17 protein-coding genes are annotated in these 14,524 nt (G+C 38.5%); 8 read left to right on the forward strand and 9 right to left on the reverse strand.

The genetic code is table 11. From position 1 onward, the window contains the following. Positions 1-6: 6 nt before the first annotated feature. From DFQ12_RS22125 to rpmB, 7 genes are all read right to left on the reverse strand, one after another. On the reverse strand, positions 7-3,186 hold the full coding sequence (locus DFQ12_RS22125; RefSeq protein ID WP_120261244.1) for a TonB-dependent receptor: 3,180 nt from the start codon (positions 3,184-3,186) through the stop codon (positions 7-9). Between the two features lie 186 nt (positions 3,187-3,372). Further along, positions 3,373-4,962 (reverse strand): bacillithiol biosynthesis cysteine-adding enzyme BshC, encoded by a 1,590-nt coding sequence (bshC, locus tag DFQ12_RS22130; protein ID WP_120261245.1) that lies wholly within the window; start codon positions 4,960-4,962, stop codon positions 3,373-3,375. A gap of 319 nt (positions 4,963-5,281) precedes the next feature. Then, positions 5,282-6,619 (reverse strand): 30S ribosomal protein S12 methylthiotransferase RimO, encoded by a 1,338-nt coding sequence (gene rimO / locus DFQ12_RS22135; RefSeq protein ID WP_120261246.1) that lies wholly within the window; start codon positions 6,617-6,619, stop codon positions 5,282-5,284. A gap of 96 nt (positions 6,620-6,715) precedes the next feature. Beyond that, positions 6,716-7,678, reverse strand: coding sequence for a signal recognition particle-docking protein FtsY (gene ftsY / locus DFQ12_RS22140; protein WP_120261247.1), 963 nt, complete (start codon positions 7,676-7,678; stop codon positions 6,716-6,718). Positions 7,679-7,812: 134 nt separating this feature from the next. Then, complete coding sequence (locus DFQ12_RS22145; RefSeq protein WP_120261248.1) at positions 7,813-7,980, reverse strand: DUF4295 domain-containing protein; 168 nt, start codon at positions 7,978-7,980, stop codon at positions 7,813-7,815. 54 nt (positions 7,981-8,034) lie between these two features. Beyond that, the gene (gene rpmG, locus DFQ12_RS22150; RefSeq protein ID WP_002998409.1) at positions 8,035-8,217 is read right to left on the reverse strand and encodes a 50S ribosomal protein L33; all 183 of its coding nucleotides are present in this window, start codon (positions 8,215-8,217) and stop codon (positions 8,035-8,037) included. Positions 8,218-8,293: 76 nt separating this feature from the next. Next, positions 8,294-8,527 carry a 50S ribosomal protein L28 gene (gene rpmB / locus DFQ12_RS22155; RefSeq protein ID WP_046672597.1) on the reverse strand — a complete coding sequence of 78 codons (234 nt, stop codon included), beginning with the start codon at positions 8,525-8,527 and terminating at the stop codon, positions 8,294-8,296. Between the two features lie 218 nt (positions 8,528-8,745). Here rpmB and DFQ12_RS22160 point away from each other — a divergent pair, with 218 nt between their 5' ends. From DFQ12_RS22160 to DFQ12_RS22170, 3 genes are all read left to right on the forward strand, one after another. Beyond that, complete coding sequence (locus DFQ12_RS22160; RefSeq protein ID WP_120261249.1) at positions 8,746-9,012, forward strand: signal peptidase; 267 nt, start codon at positions 8,746-8,748, stop codon at positions 9,010-9,012. Further along, a complete protein-coding gene (gene recO, locus DFQ12_RS22165; protein WP_120261250.1) occupies positions 8,996-9,718 on the forward strand; it encodes a DNA repair protein RecO in 723 nt (240 codons plus the stop codon). Before DFQ12_RS22160 ends, recO begins: the two co-directional genes overlap by 17 nt. Positions 9,719-9,979: 261 nt before the next feature. Then, entirely contained in the window at positions 9,980-10,468 is a 489-nt protein-coding gene (locus tag DFQ12_RS22170) for a DUF805 domain-containing protein (RefSeq protein WP_120261251.1), read from the forward strand. Positions 10,469-10,578: 110 nt separating this feature from the next. Here DFQ12_RS22170 and DFQ12_RS22175 read toward each other — a convergent pair whose 3' ends face one another. Together DFQ12_RS22175 and DFQ12_RS22180 are read right to left on the reverse strand one after the other, a co-directional pair. After that, positions 10,579-10,782, reverse strand: a complete 204-nt coding sequence (locus DFQ12_RS22175; RefSeq protein ID WP_120261252.1) for a quinol oxidase subunit 4 — start codon at positions 10,780-10,782, stop codon at positions 10,579-10,581. Between the two features lie 116 nt (positions 10,783-10,898). After that, complete coding sequence (locus tag DFQ12_RS22180; RefSeq protein ID WP_046672593.1) at positions 10,899-11,090, reverse strand: cold-shock protein; 192 nt, start codon at positions 11,088-11,090, stop codon at positions 10,899-10,901. Positions 11,091-11,252: 162 nt separating this feature from the next. Between DFQ12_RS22180 and DFQ12_RS22185 the strand changes: the two genes are divergently transcribed. The 5 genes from DFQ12_RS22185 to DFQ12_RS22205 all read left to right on the forward strand — a co-directional run bounded on the left by DFQ12_RS22185 (position 11,253) and on the right by DFQ12_RS22205 (position 14,489). Beyond that, positions 11,253-11,969 carry an SIMPL domain-containing protein gene (locus DFQ12_RS22185; protein WP_120261253.1) on the forward strand — a complete coding sequence of 239 codons (717 nt, stop codon included), beginning with the start codon at positions 11,253-11,255 and terminating at the stop codon, positions 11,967-11,969. A 2-nt stretch (positions 11,970-11,971) separates the two neighbouring features. Further along, complete coding sequence (locus DFQ12_RS22190) at positions 11,972-12,469, forward strand: DUF4112 domain-containing protein (RefSeq protein ID WP_120261254.1); 498 nt, start codon at positions 11,972-11,974, stop codon at positions 12,467-12,469. 145 nt (positions 12,470-12,614) lie between these two features. Continuing rightward, positions 12,615-12,983: a DUF4359 domain-containing protein gene (locus DFQ12_RS22195; protein WP_120261255.1), complete on the forward strand. Its 369-nt coding sequence runs from the start codon at positions 12,615-12,617 to the stop codon at positions 12,981-12,983. Between the two features lies 1 nt (position 12,984). Then, a complete protein-coding gene (locus DFQ12_RS22200) occupies positions 12,985-13,677 on the forward strand; it encodes a pseudouridine synthase (protein WP_120261256.1) in 693 nt (230 codons plus the stop codon). Continuing rightward, on the forward strand, positions 13,671-14,489 hold the full coding sequence (locus DFQ12_RS22205) for a DUF6929 family protein (protein ID WP_120261257.1): 819 nt from the start codon (positions 13,671-13,673) through the stop codon (positions 14,487-14,489). Before DFQ12_RS22200 ends, DFQ12_RS22205 begins: the two co-directional genes overlap by 7 nt. Positions 14,490-14,524: the final 35 nt, after the last annotated feature.

Below are 14,524 nucleotides of genomic sequence, written 5' to 3' on the forward strand. Positions count from 1 at the left end.
AACATATTAAAAAGAATAACGTAATCCCAGCTGGAATTGGTATGGGTTACCAGAAGGAGTAACGATACCTGAATTGTTTACATTGTAATTAAACTGTTGCTTTGCAATATCAAAGGGGATCAACTTTTCCCCGGCAGCATCTTTCCCGCCTAAAGCATACAGATTTTGATTGCCTAGAGACTCATTTACACCCCAAGTTTTCTTAAACAAGTTGGCAACGTTGAAAAGGTCCCCTGATATTTCCAGAGCATGGTTTTTATATAAATTGAATTTTTTAGCAATCCGAAGGTCAATCAAACCATAAAAACCATTCACTCCGCCATTACGTTCTGCTAATTTACCCTGATATTTCTTAATATAATCTTTAAGGCTCTGACTCGCTTCTGGGTTATTCAACAGATTATTCAGCCCGGTGACCAGCTGTTTTGAAGTATTGGAATTATTCGGGTCAAAAATATAGGCCAGATCATTGTCTCCGGCAACAAAGTCTCCATTGATATTTCCGCCGGCGAGCAAACTATACCGTGTACCTCCGATACCTGAGTAGCGAACGCCGACACTGACACCATAAAACGTTGGCAAAGTTCCGTAAATAACAATCTTATTACGGAATTGATTGTTCGAATAGCTCATCTTGCTCAAATCACGAGGATCATCTTTCACAGCTAAGGATAAGGTCGCCGTATTGGCTACATTTCCGTTGAAGGAGGTATTGTCTTTCGCATCATTCCAAGTATAGCTAACCGATATCGTTCCATCCTTGTAATACTGATAACTTGCATCAAATACGACAGCAAATTGGTTGACTTTCCCCTCAGAATTCAATTCTAAAACTCGACCAAACTTATCGGAAATCCTTCCTTTTTTCCAATCCGGAGCTCCATCGACGATGGATGCGGCAGGAACGAATACGCCTCTATTATCTTCATTTGCAAGCCTAAAGAAAGGATCTTTCACCATATTACGGTCGACATACATATAATTGTTGCGTCCCAAATTCATATATCCGGAAAGACTTGCCTTCAGCTTTTCTGTGAAAAAGTGTGTATAAGATACATTAGCCTTATACACGACTGGAATTTTGGCATCGGGACCATAAGTATTGATGGTCGGGACCTGAAACTGGGCTAAAGTAGGTGTGGATGACGGATCCTTTCTGTAGTCGACAAAATTTGGTGTAGGTACATCCGCACCGCGAACATCAACAGTAGCAAAATGCTTCCCATCAAAAGTAAGGTTATTGATCGTCATATAATTATTGATATCCGATGCAAATATACCTGCGCCCACTCGAAAGAAATCTTTTCTTTCTTCGTTCACATCCCAGGTCATTTGGAAACGCGGCTGCACCACAAAAGACTTGAGTTTATGATCTGTACGGACACCGACTTCTCTTAACAATTCTTCATTCAGAGGAGAAGTCGGATAATGTCCGTAATCCAACCGCAAACCGGCAACCAAGTCTAATCCCTGCGCTAACTTGGTTTGCAACTGTCCATACACACCGGCATTGAATATCTTACCGACCACAGCCGGATCACTCATCAAAGGAACTTCACGATAGTAAGCATATGGTTTCATGTCGTCAAAGTTCTGCATAGCCGTCTTTCCATCACTTGGTCTAAAGTGGAAGCGACCATTGACCTCACTTCCGTAAATGGAATTTGCATGGGTATACATCAGGTCCACACCAAAAGTGTAATTGATATTATCCGTACTGTAATAGATATTATCAACAAGCTGAAATACATTATTTTTAAAAGATTCCTGCGCAAAACGATGCCCTCCCAATTGCAATGTGGTCTTTTTATCTTCCCCAGCAACTTTGGATACCGCATCTTCCACAATGGCACGTGGAATATTCTGACCAGGTAAAAGGTCTCCGGGACTACTTTTCTGATAGGTATAGAGATGTTGTACTTTTAACTCATTGGTTACCTTAGGGGAAATGGTGGTACGCAAAGTAGCCAATAGGCTATTATCAATATTCTTATCGTTCCCGTAAGATTCATATAAAGTAATTGGCTTGTTGTCTTGCAGCCCCAGCTTATTGTTATCACTTGTAAAGTTATTACGGATTGTCAATAAGTTTTTATCATTGATCTGCCAGTCAATACGTCCAAAAATCGCGTCAGAACCTCTTTTTTTATCGAAAGCACCATATTGGCGTTCGTTCCCCAATCCGTACTTTTTCCGCCCGATATTGACAAATTCATCTAATGTTGCGTTTGTAACATTAAATCGTTTTTCATCGGCTTCAGAGTTAATATCAGCAATAATCAGAGGACGGGAGTCCTGCTGATGATCCCAGGCAACAAAATAATGAAGTTTGTCTTTTATAATGGGACCACCCAAAGTAAAGCCATATTGATAAGTGGAAAAATCGTTGCTCCGTTTGTTTCCCCGAATATCATATGGGCTGGACAACCAGTCTGCTCGAGAATATAACCAGGCACTACCTTGCGTTTTATTTGTTCCCTGTTTGGTCACAGCACTGACCGTTCCGCCACCTGCTCTGCCATAGGTTACATCATACTGGTTGGTCACCACTTTAAATTCACGAACGGCTTCGATAGAGATGGAATAGGGAGCACCACTCCGACTTGTTGTCGACCCCGCAGAGGTTGGGTTTTTCGCGTTCATACCATCTATCGTAAAATTGGTAGAAGACCCTAACTGGCCACCAATATTATCGCCTTTGCTTAACGGAGACAGATCCATTAAAGACGTAAAGTTACGACCATTGACAGGTAGTTTTGCGATATCCCGGGCTGTCACCGCAGTTGCAGCACCAAGGTTCTCAATTTTATTTTTCAATGTACTTACTCCTGTGAGCTCAACTGTTTCCAATACGTTAGATGCATTTTGAATCGGAATATTCAAGCGAATCATATCGCCCTGGTTTAGTGTAAAGCCCGAACGAATCTGTTCGCCATAACCAATAAAGGTAACTTTGATAATGTATGGTCCTCCGAGGGGAAGTTCCTTAAAATTGAAATCGCCATTGGCGTTGGTCGATGTTTTGGTGGTAAAACCTGTAGACTCGTTACGAACCTCTACTGAAGCCCCTTGAACCCCTTTGTTATTCTCGTCCGTAATCTTTCCGGAAAATCCTGCTTGGGTTGTTTGCGCATACAAACCTGTTCCTATCGCAATGGCACAAGTCGTAAGTAATATTTCTTTCATTTAGTTGTTGGTTGTAATACGGCAACAAAATTACTTCGATCGTATTAACAGAAGCTAAACGAAATATTATGAAATTATAAACAAAGCATCATAAAACACTATATGAAAAAATAACGAAGCAAAAATCAAAGTTTCTTCCTCCTCCTTGCCTGATATTCATAAAAAAAGTCAGTAAAATACTGACTTTTAATATAAGATTGTGAATTTGAAATCTAGGGGATTAAAGTATTTATAGAGATCTCTAAAAAGGTTATCACCATATTTTACATACAACAAGGCAAAATTTTCAGATCGCTCTTGTAATCCTCCTCCGGGAAAGAGCTTCTCCTTTACGTTATCAATATCTGCCAATGCATGCTGATGGTTTCGTTTTTCGGCTTTCATCAACTTTTTCTCTAGGTTGTTCATCGCCTTTTTCAATCGAGCTTTTATCGCCTCGGTGCTCGGTCCTAGACTAGGATCAATTTTGTGTGTACGTAACCTTATCTTTCCAAAGATCGCATTCAGTTCCATCCATTCATCATTCAGATTCAATCTTTCCTTGGTATGACGACGCACATACTCTTTCTTCAAAACCTCCGCAGGGCGAAAAATGCTTTTGAAGGTTAGATCGACACGGAAAAGCTTGGCGGCCACATTATCTTCGGTAATCATGGCCGAATTTCGCGGAATTAAGATCGGGAAATCTATTTGGTACTGATCAAAATTAGACTTTAATTGCATCCAATAGACCATCTCAGCACCACCACCAATATAGGCCAAATTAGGAAGGATAATTTCCTGATACATGGGGCGCATCACCACATTTGGACTAAAACGTTCGGGATGAGCATCTATTTCTCTTTCCAGCTCTTCCTTGGTAAAATATATATTTTGATGCAGAACCTCATATCGGCCGTCTGCGGCCAGAACCAAGCGTTCTCTAAATTCATCGGTCAAATAGAAGAAATTGATCTCCCGGGCATGTACCTGTGTAGAAAACCCTTTCGCTTCCAATTCTTTCGATCTGTCTGTAATAGCCTTAAAACTATTTTCAGATAAAATATCCGTTTTGATAATCGGCTTAAATAATTCCTTCAGTTCTTTATCATCTGCATCAATAATCAAAAGACCATAGGATTTAAAAAGTTCGTTCACCATATAACGCGTCGCATCAGCTAACCTGGTGTGTTTTAGATAAGCTTGCTCTACAATACGAGTAAGCTTAGCAGAATTGTCTGAAAGGCCAAGGATATTGGTGTATTGCTTTACCGCATCAACAATGGAAGCGGTATCCATACGCCCTGTAGCGGATACCGCAGGTGTCTCCCATGCTATTTTTTTCCCATAGACCTTGGTATGATTAATTTCTTCAAAATCATGGTCCTCAGTTGCCATCCAATATACCGGGATAAAGTTTTTTTCCGGATGTTTGGCATGCAGGTCTTCTGACAGACGTATTGCTGTCATGATCTTAAATATAAAGTATAAGGGCCCTGTAAAGATATTCAGTTGATGACCTGTGGTAATCGTATAGGTATTCTCCTGCAACAACAAATCTATATTTGCGGCGACAGTGGGAGAATCCTCCAACAAAGTCTCATATTGAGCTTTTAGGCGCTCCACAAGAATGGTGCGGTGGCCAAAATGCCTTTTTTCGTGCAATTGCTTCTCAAAACCGTCAAATGTAGGCCAGTGTCCAACAAACGGTTTCAGTGCCTCGTCATGAGCCAGATAGGCCAGCAATGTTTTGGAGAAACTGTTTGTCTCACTATATTCGATATAAGTTGCTTTCATATATGCTTATTGTACGATATACAAATGTATTTAGTTTGAGCAGACAAAATACTGATTTTTAATAAAAAGCTCATTCCACTTTTAAATTATATCATTCTATTGACAAATGTCCAACTGAAACCTTCATGATTTCACAAGCACCAACAGCACAGAAAATCGACGGAAGTCTTTCTGGCCAATAACCTGGGCATAGCGAGCTTATTGATACCTTAATGAAAAAATACAAATCAAATAAAAAGCAATTTCAAAAAAAGAGCCTCCCCATATCTGGGAGGCTCCTCTGTATATTATTTCATGATCTGCACAGATCAATCAAGTATTATTTTTTGACAATTTCGCCATAGAGATCGAAATCCTCTGCACGATCTATTTTTACCTGAACAAAATCTCCGATCCGTGCATAGGAATCCGCTGCCGAAATCAGCACCTCATTATCCACCTCTGGGGAATCATATTCTGTCCGTCCGATAAAATAATCTCCGTCCACACGATCCACAAGCACTTTATAGGTATTACCTACTTTAGATTGATTGATCTCATAAGAAATGCCTTGTTGAACCTCCATAATCGCCTCAACACGTTCTTCTTTTACTTCTTGTGGCACATTGTCCGCCAAGGTATGTGCATGCGTCTTCTCCTCATGTGAATAAGTAAAACAGCCCAAACGGTCAAAACGGGTTTCCTCTACCCATTCCAACATCTCCTGAAAATCTTGTTCGGTCTCGTCTGGATATCCACAGATTAATGTTGTTCGCAATGCGATATTCGGTACTTTGTCGCGAATGGCATTGACAAGATCAACCTGCTTTTGTTTGGTCGTACCTCTACGCATAGATTTCAACATCGGGTCGGAGATATGCTGCAATGGCATATCCAGATAATTACAAATATTTGAACGCTCATTCATTGCATCTAAAATATCCATAGGAAAACCAGAAGGATAAGCATACTGCAAACGGATCCAATCGATACCATCCACATCTGATAAATGGCGCATCAAATCAGAAAGATTACGTTTACCGTAGATATCCAATCCATAATAGGTTAAATCCTGAGCAATTAAAATCAACTCCTTGGTTCCATTTGAAGCCAAAAATTTAGCTTCTTTAACCAAATCATCAATGGATTTGGAAACATGCTTACCACGCATTAAAGGTATTGCACAGAATGAACATGGGCGGTTACAACCTTCCGCGATCTTAAAATAAGAAAAGTGTGAAGGAGTCGTCAATAGACGTTCGCCTAATAATTCATGACGATAATCTGCTCCGATAGCGGTTAGCAAATCAGGCAAATCATTTGTCCCAAAATAGGCATCCACACTCGGTATTTCAGCTTGCAATTCGGGTTTATAACGCTCCGAAAGACATCCGGTAACAATCACCTTATTGATCTTACCTTGATCCTTTAATTCCGAATATTGCAAAATCGCATCAATAGATTCCTGTTTGGCGTTGTCAATAAATCCGCAGGTATTAATGACAACAATATCATTCTCCTGTATATTCGAGGCTTCATGGACCACCTCCATCTGATTACCTTTCAACTGGCCCATTAGCACTTCACTATCGTGAATATTTTTCGAACAGCCCAAGGTAACCACGTTCACACGGGGTTTATTGATCAAAGGGACAGATTTCGTATATTTTGTCTTCATATGATTAGAAGGGTTTGTCGAGAAAAAAGGGCGGCTGTTTATTAATCATTCCCGGTAAAGAATGAAAGCCTTATTTCTGACAATTGTTTTAGTATTCTATTTGAAAAGTGAGTCTACAAACTCCTTTTTGTTAAATAATTGGAGATCGCCTATTTTCTCACCCACACCGATGTATTTCACGGGGATTTTGAACTGATCGGATATCCCGATAACAACACCGCCTTTGGCTGTTCCATCCAATTTTGTCAGTGCCAAAGCGTTTACATCTGTCGCTTGTGTGAATTGCGTACATTGTTCTATAGCATTCTGACCTGTTGAAGCATCTAAGACCAATAAAATTTCATGCGGAGCGCCGGGAACAACTTTTTGCATGACATTTTTAATTTTGGTCAACTCATTCATTAAACCAACCTTATTATGTAGACGACCGGCAGTATCAATAATACAGACATCTTCACCATTCGCTACAGCAGATTTAATGGTATCATAGGCGACCGAAGCGGGATCTGAACCCATTGCCTGTGCAACAACGCGCACATCAACACGTTCACCCCAGAGTTTAAGCTGATCTACAGCAGCCGCACGAAACGTATCTGCCGCCCCCAAAACCACTTTACTTCCACCCTGTTTAAGTTGATGGGCAAGTTTACCGATTGTGGTGGTCTTGCCAACACCATTCACCCCGACAACCATAATTACATAAGGTTTATGATCTCCGTAATTAAAGTTTTCAAAATCTGAGCTATTATTCTCTGCCAGTAATGTCTGAATCTCTTCTTTCAGTAAATTGTTCAGCTCCGAAGTGGACACATATTTATCTCTGGCCACACGCGCCTGTATACGGTCGATGATTTTTAAAGTCGTTGTAACCCCGACATCAGAAGTAACCAAAACCTCTTCCAGATTATCAAGCACATCGTCATCCACAGTCGATTTACCGACTACAGCTTTCGTTATCTTGGAAAGAAATCCTTCTTTTGTTTTTTCCAAACCTTTATCTAAGGCTTGTTCTTCTTCTTGTGTTTGTGGTTTTTTCTTAAAAAAATCAAATAATCCCATGGAGTGTTTAGTGAAAATTGATGTCCAAATATAAACAAATGTCCTCAACAAAAAAAGCCCTTTCGGTAGGATACCAAAACGGCTATTTTTATCGAATTCTTTTTAAAGAAAAACTTTAAAAAAGGAAAATGCTACTAGTTATTTTTTTGAGCTTCTGCAACTGCGTCTTTCACTTTATCGTTGTGAATCATACCTTCTTTGAAAGTATACGCGCCAGTTTTCGCAGATTTAGTAGTAATAATAACCTTTGTAAATTCTTTACCGCCACCTTTTTGTAACGATGCAACTGCTTTCTTTGCCATGGTATTTTAAATATTTTTACTCAGCCCTCTATTGCAAGTGCTAAGATCGGTGAATTACTTAATTTCTTTATGAACAGTAACTTTTCTCAATACTGGGTTGAATTTTTTCAACTCTAAACGCTCAGTTGTGTTCTTTTTGTTTTTAGTAGTGATGTAACGAGACATTCCCGGAAGACCACTTTCTTTGTGTTCAGTACATTCTAAGATAACTTGTACTCTATTTCCTTTTTTAGCCATTGTTTTACTTTATTTTGATCCTAATATAGGATTGAAATTCATGAATAATCTTAATGTAACAGGCGATAAATCAATATTAAATTGATCCTTTAACGATAAATTTATTGATCGCAGCTGTGATACCGTTCTTGTTGATAGTCTTGATAGCAGAAGTAGATACTTTCAACGTAATCCAACGATCTTCTTCTGGAATGTAAAAACGTTTAGTTTGTAAATTTGGATAGAATTTACGTTTAGTTTTAACGTTTGAGTGAGAAACGTTATTTCCTGTTAACGCTGCTTTGCCTGTTAAATCACAAATTCTTGACATGATATTATCTTTTTTGTTGTCTTTATTACAATATGTTAATCCTTTGCACTCTCTGCAAAGAGTTTGCAAATATCTATATTTTTTTTTAGATAAGCAACAACATTATGGGAATTATTTTTAAAAATAGTTCTACACAGGAATGGTATGGGCAAAAATAAAGCATTTTATTGTATTATATTTGCTCTGTAAAGAAAAATAGTTTTCAACAATTCACATTTATGAACAAATATCTTCGCAAGGGTCTAAGAGAAATAATCATTGGTGTATTATTGGTTATCCTCGGTTATTACCTGATGGAACAACGATCCAACTGGTATAAATTAGCAATGCTCGTCGGAGTAATTACCTTCAGCATTGGTTTCCTTACATTAATTTATAGAATGATTCGAAAAGTGGACCGTAATGCGATTATCGAGATGCGTGGAGAGGCTCATAAAGAGGATATTCATAAAAAAGATAAGGAAGAAGATGCTGAACAAAACTAGGGGTATCGTCTTAAAAACAACAAATTATTCGGAAAGCAGCCTCGTCGCGCAATTATATACCGAGTCGTTTGGCATGCAATCTTATCTCATTGCTGGCGCACGTAAGCCAAAGGCAAAAATCAAAGCCAATATCTTACAACCTTTACATCTGTTGGAAATTATAGCAACACATAAGGATAATGGTTCACTGCAGCGCATCTCGGAAGCTCGCCAGACTCCGGTATTGCAAGAAATACCTTACGATATTATAAAAAGCTCACTGGCGCTCTTCTTAAATGAAATCTTGTATAAAGTATTGAAAGAACAGGAGAGTGACTCTTATTTATTTGAATTCATCCATCAGTCTATCCGATGGTTAGATGAAACCCATTTAAATCTGGCCAATTTTCACTTGGTATTTCTAATCAAACTGACACGCTTTCTTGGCTTTTATCCGGCCGCATCCAAACAGACTCTGCCCTATTTTAACCTACACGAGGCGACATTTTCAAACAGTCTCCCCGAACACCCCCTTGTGCTCCAGGAACCGCATACTTCAATTTTCCGGGATTTAATAACAGCAGAATATTCAAATTGTGATCATATCAAAATGTCCAGTACAGACCGACAATTTTTATTGGAAAAGCTACTGGATTTCTATCGTCTTCACCGCACAAATTTCAAGGAGATAAAATCGCTTTATATACTTGAAGAGATCTTTCGGTAGTGCTTAGTGCTGTGACCCAATCCCAAATTACAGCAAGCAAAACCTCCATATCCTGCCGCCACTCGCTAATACGATGCACGAACATATACTATAAATGAAAAGGTCTTTTCATCCCCCTATTTATTCAACAATGAAATTGAACAACGATGCATTCCATAATAATTGTTTTATCAGATAAATTATTGGTACATTTATTGTAACAGAATTGTAATAACATTGATTTACTAACACATATTTTTCACCTAAAAATCTTAAAATTATATGGAAATTAAAGATTGGTTTTTGAAAGTCGTAAGGGATAATTATGCAAATTTCAACGGCCGCGCCCGTCGCAAAGAGTACTGGATGTTCTTTTTGGCAAACGTTATCATTGGGGTTGTATTCGGAATACTCGGACAAATCGCAAGTTTATTTTCTTACATCTCCTATCTTGTAAGCTTAGCTTTACTGATTCCAGGTATCGCTGTTGCAGTACGGAGACTACATGATACAAATAAATCGGGTTGGTTTTTATTATTGGGTCTTATCCCATTAGTCAATTTATACTTGATTTATCTGATGGTTATTGAGGGTGACAAGGGACCCAATCAATACGGTCCCGATCCAAAAGCGGAGGAAAATGGAGCAAGTCATCCATTCAATCAAGCCCAAGATCCATTTGGCTCTTCGCAACCAAAGGATCCATTTGGAAGTTCACAAGCACCTACTTCATCTTCAACTCCTCCTCCGGATAATGATCCATTCGCATAGATTATTCTGAATAAGAAAAAAGAGCTTTCATTTAATAAATGAAAGCTCTTTTTTCTTATTCACTTTTTGTTGATTGCGGAATTTTCTGCAAAAGCGAAAAATCCCTGAGATCAATGTTTATGTTTCTTTTTCTTTTGTTGTCCAGGAGCAAAATCTTTTGCTGATTGTTCTCCATAATATTTTTTTGCCTGACCAGGGGGCATTCCCTTCGATCCACCTTTGTGCCTATGCCCATGCCCATGATGCGTGGAATAACATGCAGACATCGAAATTGCCACCACAACAGAAAGGATCAATACTAAAGTACGTTTCATGTTAAACTATATATTTGATACATGTCAATACAATTATCAGTCCAAAACATTTGCTCAATAAAAAAGCCCATGCTGATGGCATAGGCTTTTTCACAATAAATATATCTTGAATCTAATTAGATAACTCTTACATTTACCGCATTAAGACCTTTACGGCCTTGTTCAACTTCGTAAGATACATTGTCATTCTCACGAACTTTGTCAACTAATCCAGAAACGTGAACAAAAATTTCGCTCTCGCCTGAATTAGGGATGATGAAACCGAAACCTTTGGTCTCATTAAAGAATTTTACTTTACCTTCTTGCATGGCACTATTTTATTAATTTCCCTAAAGGTATAGAAATAAAATTAAAAATCTTAACGTTTTTATTTTTTTTATGCGTTAAACTTTTTTGTCTACTTTGGCTCCAATCTTGTAGCAATGCGACAATAGCAATCGTATTATTATAAAACTTTAAGATAGTAAAACATGAAAAAAATATTATTAGGACTGGCTTTTTTAGGTTTGATGACAAAACTAAACGCTCAACAAATGGTAAATAAAGAATTTGTATCCACAGTGGGTCGCGCAGAGGAAGAAGTGACTCCAGACATCATCTATATAGATGTTACACTAAAAGAGTTTTATGACAATGGAAACACCAAGAAAAAGGTTGCTATTGACAAGTTAGAAAAAGACTTATTTGACTCGGCAACAAAAGCTGGTGTTAAAAAAGAAGATTTTACGATCCAGAATATCTGGAGTTACAATACACCAGAAAAAAAGAAAAAAGATACGGATATCTTACTTTCTAGACAATACCGCATTAAAGTAACGAACTTAAACAACTTAGATCAATTGTTGGATGGGGTTGATAAAGCTGGTATTCAAAGCACTTACATCAGTGAATATGATTATTCGAAGAAAAAAGAGTTAGAAAAGACCTTAAAAACGAAAGCTGTATTGGATGCGAAAGCGAATGCGCAAATTCTTGCCGAAGCAGCAGGACAAAAAATTGGTAAAGCGATCGTGCTTTCTGAGACACCGCAACAAATTATCTTTGGTGTTCAACCAATGATGCGTAATGCAATGTTTAAAGGCGCCATGGCTGAAGCAGCAGACGATGCTGGTGGAAATGGTCTTGATTTAAATATCAGACCGATGAAAGTGACCAGCGAAATCAGCGCTTCTTTCGAACTATTATAATCATGCATAGAGAATTATCTCCAGAAGATAAGAAGAAACAAATAGACCAAGATTTCGGTTGGATCAACCGAATATCTTGGTTAATGGATAATCAATTCAAGATTGGCAATTTCCGGTTCGGATTAGATCCAATTTTGAATCTGATTCCTTTGGGCGGTGCTATCGCCGGCTTTGGCACATCACTGGTTCTGGTCATCGCCATGTGGCGAAATGGTGCTAGCCCCAAGTTAGTCATCCGTATGCTGCTCAATATCACCCTTGATGCGATCTTAGGAAGCATCCCCTTTCTAGGTAACATCTTCGATTTCTATAGCAAAGCCAATGAAAAGAATATCAAACTTTTACGCGAGCACTATTATGAGGGTCGACACAAAGGCTCTGGTATAGGTATTATCCTAACAATAATATTCATATTATTTATCTTAATAGGAGGCACTTGTTACCTGATCTGGATTTTCTTTTCCTGGGCGTTTTCCCTGCTAAATGGGATTTCTTTTTAAGATCCAACCTTTTTTACTCCTCTCGCCGTCCACAACAAATCCCTCATGCAAAAACAATTGTGCATATCTAATATCTATTTAATAATTTTGATAGCGATAGATGCTGTTTTGACCTGATCTATCAACACTAATTTTAGCATTAAAAATGAGTAAAAAAAGAATATTTGCCCTACTTCTAGTTGTCATCATGCTGGCGGCCATCCTGACAAATCCAAGCAAAGAGGAACATGAGAAAATTGTACGTGCAAAAGCCGAACAATTATTGAAAAGTCAGCTTCATGCAAAAGACCAAGCCTTTTTTGGATTGGGCATGCAATTGTTTGGAAACAAATTAGTCGATGATTTTGTCCAAAATTCTGTTGTTGTGGACAATTACTACCTCTTTTCCCTCACCAAGATCAAATGGCAAGGTAAAGAACAGATCATAGGTGGTGGTGCATTTAAACAGATTTGGTTGAGTCCCAAGATTGATGAAAAAGCAGATGAAATCATTGCTGCATTGAAAAAGATCTAATATGTCCTTAGAAATTCTTTACGAAGACGAATCCATTGTAGCGATTAATAAGCCACATGGTCTATTAGTGCATCGCTCATCCATTGCGCGTGATACATCCGAATTCGCCCTTCAACTCTTACGTGATCAATTAGGGAAAACGGTATATCCGGCACATCGCTTAGATCGTAAAACTGGAGGTGTCCTTCTGTTTTCATTAAATAAAGAAACGGATCAATACTTACAAAAAAGCTTTCAGGAACATCAAATAGACAAAAAGTACCTCGCCATACTGAGAGGCTTCGCTCCTGAAGAAGGGTTGATTGATTATCCATTGAAAAAAGAAAATGGCACCATACAGGAGGCCCAGACATCGTTCAGGTTGCTAGCTAAAAGTGAACTGGATATTCCTTTCGGAAAATTCCCGACCTCGCGTTACAGTCTTGTTGAAGCCAATCCACTTACTGGCCGCATGCATCAATTGCGACGTCACTTTGCGCATATCTTTTATCCCATTATCGGTGACCGTCCACATGGCTGTAATAAGCAAAATAAATTCTGGAAAGAGAACTACCAGATGGATACCATGCTACTACATGCCTCTGAATTAACCTTCAAACATCCCCTTTCGGGTGAAACTGTTCATGTAAAAGCAGCAATCCAGTCCGATTTCCAGAAAGTCCTTGGAATCTTAAACATACACGAATTATGTTAAAATTAATTCTCGAAGCATTTATCAGCATATCGGGCATCGCGGCTGCATCTGGGATTGTCTACAACAATGATGAGCTTCATATAGTCTCGGACAATAGCAATTACCTGTATAGCTATAACCTCGCTCAGCAACACTTATCCAAAACAGTCTTATTGGAAGCTGAGCCCATGGAAAATATAAGCAAAGCGAATAAAATGGACCTTGAATCTATTACATTCGATGGCAATCGTTATTATCTCTATGGCTCAGGGTCAACTGAAAAAAGAAACAATCGCTTTATCTGGGACGGAAAAAAGGTCATACAGGAAGACTATAGCAAGATCTATACGCATTTTATGCAGAAATTTGGGATAAGCAAGGAGGACTTTAACATAGAAGGTGTAGTACATATTGATGACCGGATATTGTTTTTCAATAGAGGGAATGGCCCCAAAGGCATCAATGCTGTTTTAGAATATAACAGTAAGGCTGAAGATAAATATCGGTATACTCCTATTGAATTACCCAAGTTAAATGGGATCAGTACTGGTTTTTCCGATGCGACAGTTGTTGGTGACGACATTTATTTTATCGCAACTGCAGAAGATGCAAAATCGACCTATCTCGATGGCGAGATTGCAGGATCTCTACTTGGGAAAATATCAACAGATCTGTCTTCCAAACCGGAAGTATTTCAAATACCCGAAAATCACAAGTTTGAGGGAATCACCTTCAAGGAGAAAACCGATAACGGCTTAATTTTCTTACTCTGCGAAGATACTGATACAGAAGATGCTGAGCTGACTGTCTATTCGTTGAAAGTAACGAATTAAATCGTTTGTTCTAAAATAGAATCAAAGCTAGGAAT

Origin of the sequence: Sphingobacterium detergens, assembly GCF_003610355.1 — a bacterium.
Classification (GTDB): domain Bacteria; phylum Bacteroidota; class Bacteroidia; order Sphingobacteriales; family Sphingobacteriaceae; genus Sphingobacterium; species Sphingobacterium detergens.

Bases quoted from the DNA above. Each gene is read 5' to 3' on its own strand.
- rpmG (WP_002998409.1), bottom strand. From the start codon at position 8,217: ATGGCTAAAAAAGGAAATAGAGTACAAGTTATCTTAGAATGTACTGAA.
- DFQ12_RS22145 (WP_120261248.1), bottom strand. From the start codon at position 7,980: ATGGCAAAGAAAGCAGTTGCATCGTTACAAAAAGGTGGCGGTAAAGAA.
- DFQ12_RS22200 (WP_120261256.1), top strand. From the start codon at position 12,985: ATGTCCTTAGAAATTCTTTACGAAGACGAATCCATTGTAGCGATTAAT.
- rimO (WP_120261246.1), bottom strand. From the start codon at position 6,619: ATGAAGACAAAATATACGAAATCTGTCCCTTTGATCAATAAACCCCGT.
- DFQ12_RS22190 (WP_120261254.1), top strand. From the start codon at position 11,972: ATGCATAGAGAATTATCTCCAGAAGATAAGAAGAAACAAATAGACCAA.
- bshC (WP_120261245.1), bottom strand. From the start codon at position 4,962: ATGAAAGCAACTTATATCGAATATAGTGAGACAAACAGTTTCTCCAAA.
- DFQ12_RS22170 (WP_120261251.1), top strand. From the start codon at position 9,980: ATGGAAATTAAAGATTGGTTTTTGAAAGTCGTAAGGGATAATTATGCA.
- DFQ12_RS22180 (WP_046672593.1), bottom strand. From the start codon at position 11,090: ATGCAAGAAGGTAAAGTAAAATTCTTTAATGAGACCAAAGGTTTCGGT.
- rpmB (WP_046672597.1), bottom strand. From the start codon at position 8,527: ATGTCAAGAATTTGTGATTTAACAGGCAAAGCAGCGTTAACAGGAAAT.
- recO (WP_120261250.1), top strand. From the start codon at position 8,996: ATGCTGAACAAAACTAGGGGTATCGTCTTAAAAACAACAAATTATTCG.
- DFQ12_RS22205 (WP_120261257.1), top strand. From the start codon at position 13,671: ATGTTAAAATTAATTCTCGAAGCATTTATCAGCATATCGGGCATCGCG.
- ftsY (WP_120261247.1), bottom strand. From the start codon at position 7,678: ATGGGATTATTTGATTTTTTTAAGAAAAAACCACAAACACAAGAAGAA.
- DFQ12_RS22160 (WP_120261249.1), top strand. From the start codon at position 8,746: ATGAACAAATATCTTCGCAAGGGTCTAAGAGAAATAATCATTGGTGTA.
- DFQ12_RS22185 (WP_120261253.1), top strand. From the start codon at position 11,253: ATGAAAAAAATATTATTAGGACTGGCTTTTTTAGGTTTGATGACAAAA.
- DFQ12_RS22195 (WP_120261255.1), top strand. From the start codon at position 12,615: ATGAGTAAAAAAAGAATATTTGCCCTACTTCTAGTTGTCATCATGCTG.
- DFQ12_RS22125 (WP_120261244.1), bottom strand. From the start codon at position 3,186: ATGAAAGAAATATTACTTACGACTTGTGCCATTGCGATAGGAACAGGT.
- DFQ12_RS22175 (WP_120261252.1), bottom strand. From the start codon at position 10,782: ATGAAACGTACTTTAGTATTGATCCTTTCTGTTGTGGTGGCAATTTCG.